Source organism: Legionella santicrucis (assembly GCF_001468135.1).
Lineage (GTDB): Bacteria > Pseudomonadota > Gammaproteobacteria > Legionellales > Legionellaceae > Legionella > Legionella santicrucis.
The window spans coordinates 1-2,711 of sequence record NZ_LNYU01000066.1 but is presented as its reverse complement, the minus strand read 5'-3'; the positions used below and the strand labels follow the sequence as shown (position 1 = coordinate 2,711).

The window sequence follows — 2,711 nt, the reverse complement described above, 5'->3', positions numbered from 1 at the left end:
GCATACGATATAACATCGTCTCAACTAGTGTGCGAAGATTGGGCTTGTCATAAATGCTATGCTTTAGCATGATCTCCTTTAGCTTTGACCAAAGCTCATCATTGAGCATAACTCTAAGCATTGCAAACTCATTTTATACTTGGTATCAGAGCCGTTATATTATGAGTTTGCCCTCATTAATCAATGAATTAGTTAGTGCAAATTTAAATTTGACCTTTTACTGGATGCCGCGGACATGCCGCGGCACGTAGGCGGCAGGTGAAATGTCAACAGACCCTAATAGAGAAATAGAAAAAAATTGATACAATATTTTTCTATACTATTAATGTACTCTTAATTTGATTTTACGGAATGGCATCTTGAATACACAATATGAACATGATGACAAAATAAAAATGAAACTGAGCGGTCTGGTTTATCAGCAACTGGAATTGGCTCTTGTTTCTGAGTTTATCATTTTCACAATCATTTTGGCCATCTTATGGAACAATGAGAACAGGGTACTCTTTTTAGCGTGGTATGTTATTAGTGAGGTACTAAATGCTATTCGTTTTGGTATCGCTCGTTATTATAATAAAAAAGTCAATAACTCACTTATTGATATCCAAAAATGGATTTCTTTATTGATGGTTCTCGCGTTTCTAGGAGGAGCATGTTATGCGCCAATTGGTTCGTTGTTTATGCCGACTGCTCTCTCAGTAAAACAAATAGTTATCATTTTTTGCTTAATTGGCATTACTGCACTTGCTAATATCATTTATTCCCCCATTAAATATCTTTACTTATTTTTTCTTTTTCCAGCCTATATACCCCATATTATTTGGTTGTTTTTCCAGGGTGAAACTTACATTCTTCTTGGCATAGCTGCCGTTATTTATTTGCTCTTGATGATGCGATTTTCTACTAATATAAATCACATCATAACAAACTCAGTTCAATTACAATTTGAAAACTTGAGATTAATTGATAACTTGGCTATTAAAAATGAAAAATTAAAACAATCTAATTTGGAACTTAAGGAGCGTGAACATGCGATGGTTCTCATTAATAAAATAAATGATAAGTTACAAATGTGTCATGAAATTGGTGAGGCCTATACCATCATCAATAAGACTGCCAATGAATTATTTCATGGTTGGAGCGGAGGAATAGTCATATTCGATCAATCGGGTCAAAATTTACAGACAGTCACCCAATGGGGGAATCATCAAATTTTAAAAGATGTATTTTGCAAAGATGATTGTGTTGCTATTCGAAATGGGAGTATTCATATAGTTGAAGAATTCAAAAATAATAATGAGTGCCACCATTTTTCCACATCAAAGCCACAGAAATATTTATGTATTCCTCTTATCGTATCTGGGAAAGTAATTGGCATATTAAATATTAATGACCATGAAGGGAAAATAAAAACAAACAATTATCAGCAGCAATTGGCCATAACACTTTCTGAAGTCGTTGCATTATCGGTAGCTAATATTAATTTACGTGACAACTTACGCCAACAATCACTTCATGACCCTCTCACAGGATTATTTAATCGCCGCTATCTGGACGAAACATTTCCGATTGAACTTCAACGCGTTATTCGTAATAAAAGCACTCTATCTGTTGGGATGATCGATTTGGATCATTTCAAACACTTTAATGACACTTATGGACATAAAGCTGGTGATGAAGTGCTTCAATTCATTAGTCAATTACTCAGAGAATACTTTCGGGGAAGTGATTTTGCATGTCGATATGGTGGTGATGAATTCATTATTATTTTAATCGATAGTAGTAAAAGTTTTGCATTCCAACGGTTACAGGCGTTTCAGCATGAGGTTAAATTAGCTCACATTTTATTTAATAAGAACCCACTACCCACCGTTACCGTATCCATTGGATTAGCTGAGGTCCCCCTGGAAGGAACTACTTTAGATGACATCTTAAACAAAGCAGATCAAGCGCTTTATGCTGCAAAACAGCAAGGAAGAGATCGTATCGTAATTTAATTCTTAGCCGGATTAAAGATATTGGGACCCATACTGGGTTAGGCCGGGATCCTGACGAAAAGGACCATTTCCTGTTTAGATTTAACTCAATTTAAGCTCAGCTACAAGTCATTACTAATTGGATGTCCTTAAGGGATAACCAAAGGCCGTTACAAACAGGCTATAATGGTCTTGAATAAACAAGTAAAAGCTTACTCCGCTGCTAATAATCCCAAATAGTAAAATTAAATTACCTTTTTTCGTAATTTTTTCCCATACATTCTTATGAAAATTTCGTATCAGTGCAATTGCAATACCGAAAACAAGCTCATCTAAACGACAAAACGAAGAATAGTATATTTTTGTGTAATAAAGGACATGAAAATTATTTTTTGCATGTTGACTATAATCCAAAGGCTAGCAAATAATTTAGTGCCCATACCTAGTCCGAAAGCACAAGAAAAAGATGAAGTAACAAAAAAGCGAATTCTTACTTCAAATCCATTTTCGATGGAACTCAAACCTTTAAAACCTCTAAACAAGAAAAAAATGAGTCTAATAAGGATATAGAACCTAAAAAGACGGAAGAGGAGGAACAAGAACAAATAATATTTAACCCTCCCTTTCAATATGAAACTATGGTAAAGTAACTCATGTTACGCACACTCAGTTTTAAGCGGTCATATTTTTGAGCTCCTGCCAAGCAATTTGGTTTGCTCTAACAATGAGTTTGTA

At 34.6% G+C, this 2,711-nt stretch carries 1 protein-coding gene and 1 pseudogene; one reads left to right on the top strand and one right to left on the bottom strand.

The genetic code is table 11. From position 1 onward, the window contains the following. A pseudogene (locus Lsan_RS22625) lies at positions 1-121 on the bottom strand (IS5/IS1182 family transposase); the annotation flags it as partial. 238 nt (positions 122-359) lie between these two features. Between Lsan_RS22625 and Lsan_RS12515 the strand changes: the two are divergent. Next, a complete protein-coding gene (locus Lsan_RS12515) occupies positions 360-1,997 on the top strand; it encodes a sensor domain-containing diguanylate cyclase (protein ID WP_058514570.1) in 1,638 nt (545 codons plus the stop codon). The last annotated feature ends 714 nt before the right edge of the window (positions 1,998-2,711 follow it).